The sequence below is a fragment of the Clostridium sp. genome (assembly GCF_051278035.1).
Lineage (GTDB): Bacteria > Bacillota > Clostridia > Clostridiales > Clostridiaceae > Clostridium_AD.
Map to the genome: position 1 here is coordinate 1 of NZ_JBNMNU010000266.1, position 3,959 is coordinate 3,959.

Here is a 3,959-nt window from a genome sequence, read left to right on the forward strand (position 1 = left end):
AGCTTTATTTGAATAATCACTATGTGTTTTACCATTATTAGCATTATTTATATTATTATAGATACTTATATAATAGCTTATCCCCTTAACTTCAAATTTAATATGAGTTTTAGTATTAACAATTTCTGAAGGATCTACTTTAAACCATAACTCTTCACCGGTTGTAACTGTCTTTGTATAACTCTCACCCACTTCTACACTAATAGCATTTGATGGTGCGTTTTCTGCTAATGTATTTAGTGTAGAAGCTTGTACATAAATATCCATACTTTGTAACAGTAAAAATACTAACATGCAGCTTATATATATTGAAATAAAATATTTTTTTTTGATAATATCATCTCCCATTAGCACTCAATTGTATTGTAGTTAACAAAAAAGAACCACCAAATTTTTGATGCTTCTCTCTTGTTATTTGCTCAGATTGTTATCCAGGTTTTTAGATAAGTAGCTTAGGTATACCCATAGAATCGTTGTTATATAACTTCCAGTTAAGAGAATTGCATTCTCAAATATTCCATACACTGCAATAGCTAATATTAGCCCAACTATATAGAATACAAAATTCTTCTTATTTTTAGAAGCTTTAATATTTTCGCTAAATAGAAACGTAAACGAATCCTTTACAATTAATATAAAAAAACCCATAAACGCAATAAATGCTAGAATCCCATTTGATAAAAGTATCTGTATATATCCATTATGCATATTATTTGTAGTTATATAAAAAGTTGTATTATTAGGATATAGTCTATGTTTTGCTAAAGCAATATTTTTTGGACCTTGTCCAAAAAGAGGGTTAAGCTTTAACGTAATTAATCCATATTTCCATATTTCCATCCGACCTGATGTAACATCACCCTCTACAATGTCACGCTCTAGTACTAGGCTATTATTATCAATTTCAAATTGTTCACTATTAAAAATCCTTTGAATGGAATTTGGTATATATGCTAGTCCCAATTTAGAGGCAGAAACTGTTAGGTTAAATGTTAAGAAAATAAAGACGGTTAATAATAATGATATAATTATTCTTTTAAATTTATCAAATTTTTTCTTTTCTTTTAAAATATTAAAAAATAAATAAAATGAAGAAAAGAGAACAAAGGCTTCTAGTGATACTAAAACTCCTCTTGAATTACTAAGAATTAGGCATAACCACTGTGCTAGTATATTCGAATAGTAATAATATTTCTTCCTCTTGCTAAGTACTTTAACATGTAATTTATTACATAAATATATGTTGAAGAATGTAACAATCAGAGAAACTACTGCAACCATTCCACCAGAATTGGGATTACTATAGAATCCCCACAATGCAGGATGCCTAGGATATACAAACCCTTGTGGTGTATCCATATATGTAAATTGAATTAAGAATATAAATGTTATTAATGAAGCAAATGCTATTATGGAGCTTATTATTATTATTATTGTATTGATATTATACAGTTCAGACTGCATTGTTTTTTCTGATAAATCTTTTGTATAGGAATATAAGACAAATAGAAGCAAACCCGTATATCCAAATGTTTTTAAGTTTCCTATTAGATTTGCATTATTGTTAATTATGATACTTATTAAAAACAGTACCATATAAATTATTAAAAATTTTGAGTATCTAGATTTTGTACAGTTTTTTTCTTTAACAAAATCATACATGAAATATAATGCTCCCCATGCTAAAATCACAACATTTAATTGTGTTGTAACTGGAGCAATAATTGCTATTGTAGATAACATCATTAAGGTTATTAGAGCGTAAACTATATTTGTCTTGTTTAGTATTTGTTTTTTTAAGTTGTTCATTAAAGTACTCTCCTCCATACGAATATTTTCATCGCTAAAACTATCATTTTATATTGTACCACCTACATAACAATCATACAATGAATGTTTTATATAAGCTACCTTTAGAAGAACTCAAATTAATTTTAAACAAATAAAAACCACCAAAATATATGTGAATTTTGGTGGTTCATTTATGTTATTAAATTTTATTTTACTAATCTTTGAAATATACTTTACAATTATCTAAATTGAAATCCTTATTAAGAATATAGTCTTTAGTTATAATAAAATCATAAGCTTTAGCTTTATGATTATTTACACTTACATTTTCAAACTCAAATATTCCCTTAACCACAGTTTCTCCTTGTTCATCCTCAATTAATATTGGTAATTTCTCTAATTTTATAATTTTATCACAACCATTACTAATTACAAAAGTCATAAAAATCGAGTTATCCGTCCTCTTTATTGCTCTAAATAACTGAATATTTACATCTCCATATTTTATTAAAGGTAATTTACTTAGGAACAGTATAAGGCTATTTTTCAAATCAGAATCCATATCTTCTGCCATATCTTCAAACTCAACCTTTAGTGTATGCATTGCAGTAATAGATTTATCAAATTGTATTTGCCAATCATTCATTGGAATTTCACTTACTAATAGGTTTGCCTTATCAAAATAAACTTTATATGGTCTTGCAGAAAGTGGAGGTAATGTCCCAAATTTACGCATCTCCATAACTTGTTTTGCAAGCACCTCGCCATTTTTATTTGTAATTACTAGTGGAACTTTATCAAAATTAATCTGCTTTGATAAGCCATTTCGAAGGTAAACACTAACCTCAATTTTATCTTCCATGTCAAAGGTATATACACCATCTATAGATACTTGTCCATCTTCTAGAGCTGGAAGTGCAGATAACTCGTCACTTATAAATTCCTTTTGAAAATCTGACATAACTCCTGTATCATGTTCATTTAAATGCATTTCTATATTTACTCTCTCATTTGGTAACGTTACTACACCTTCATCCTTTTTCATATTAAAATCCTCCTAATTAATTAACGCACTAATATTTATTGTTATAAATTTTTAATTTTATATAAGTACATTATAGCATAAACCAATAATTATTGTTAATTTTAATGCAGTCTTCCTGTGTTGATCTACATTCTATAATTATACATTAACCATAATCATTTACTATATATCCATTAATACTTTATTGAAAATCATTGAGTTTAAGGGTATAAATATATAGAAGAGTAATAACTTGTTATTCATAAAAAACTTACCAAGTACTAGATCTTTAAAAAAAAATTAGAAAGGGGACATAAAATTATGTTCAACAATACAAGAAATTCATTATCAATATCGTTATCCGTGGCAATGCTCGCTACAATGGTTACAATACCACAAGTAGCTTCAGCTGCTACATCCACACAATTATCTGGACTAGATAGATACAAAACTTCCCTAGAAATTGTACAAGCTGGATGGGAAAAAGATTCATCAGATAACGTAATTATCGCTTCAGGAGAGAATAAGAATATGGCAGATTCTCTTGCAGCTGCACCTTTAGCATACAAAATGGGAGAAGCACCTATTCTATTAACAAAAACTGATGCAATTCCAGATGGAGTTTTAGAAGAGCTTGCAAGACTCGGAGTTAAAAAAGTTACTATCGTTGGTGGTACTAGTGCTGTTTCAGGAGTTGTAGAATCAGAATTAAAAGCAACAGGAGTAACTGTTGAACGTGTATCAGGAGCAGATAGATTTGAAACTTCTTTAGAAATAGCAAAAGCAGCATTCGGAACAACTTCTACAGAAGTAGTTGTTGCAAATGGACTAGCTTCAGCAGATGCTCTTTCAGTATCAGCAATAGCAGCTAACAAAGGAATGCCAATATTACTTGTTAATAACAGAACTGGCTTAACAGCAGAACAAAAAGCTTACATTGCAGGAAACACTGTTTATGCAGTTGGTGGAACAACAGTTCTAAGTGAAGCAATTGTAGGAAATGCTACAAGACTCTCTGGTGCTAATAGATATGAAACAAATGCAGCAATTTTAGCTAAATTCGCACCTGATTACAGCAAAATATTCCTTGCAAAAGGAACAAATGCTAACTTAGTAGATGCTCTTGTAGGTTCAGCTTATGCAG

At 29.1% G+C, this 3,959-nt stretch carries 4 protein-coding genes; 1 reads left to right on the plus strand and 3 read right to left on the minus strand.

Going from position 1 to position 3,959, the window contains the following annotated elements:
- From ACJAX4_RS22555 to ACJAX4_RS22565, 3 genes are all read right to left on the minus strand, one after another.
- The coding region (locus ACJAX4_RS22555) for a hypothetical protein (protein WP_435791688.1) at positions 1–348 on the minus strand (348 nt) is incomplete at its 3' end.
- 63 nt (positions 349–411) lie between these two features.
- Positions 412–1,809 (minus strand): O-antigen ligase family protein, encoded by a 1,398-nt coding sequence (locus ACJAX4_RS22560; RefSeq protein WP_435791689.1) that lies wholly within the window; start codon positions 1,807–1,809, stop codon positions 412–414.
- A 196-nt stretch (positions 1,810–2,005) separates the two neighbouring features.
- Positions 2,006–2,836, minus strand: coding sequence for an SLAP domain-containing protein (locus tag ACJAX4_RS22565; protein WP_435791690.1), 831 nt, complete (start codon positions 2,834–2,836; stop codon positions 2,006–2,008).
- A gap of 300 nt (positions 2,837–3,136) precedes the next feature.
- Here ACJAX4_RS22565 and ACJAX4_RS22570 point away from each other — a divergent pair.
- On the plus strand, positions 3,137–3,959 hold an 823-nt coding region (locus ACJAX4_RS22570; protein WP_435791691.1), incomplete at its 3' end, for a cell wall-binding repeat-containing protein.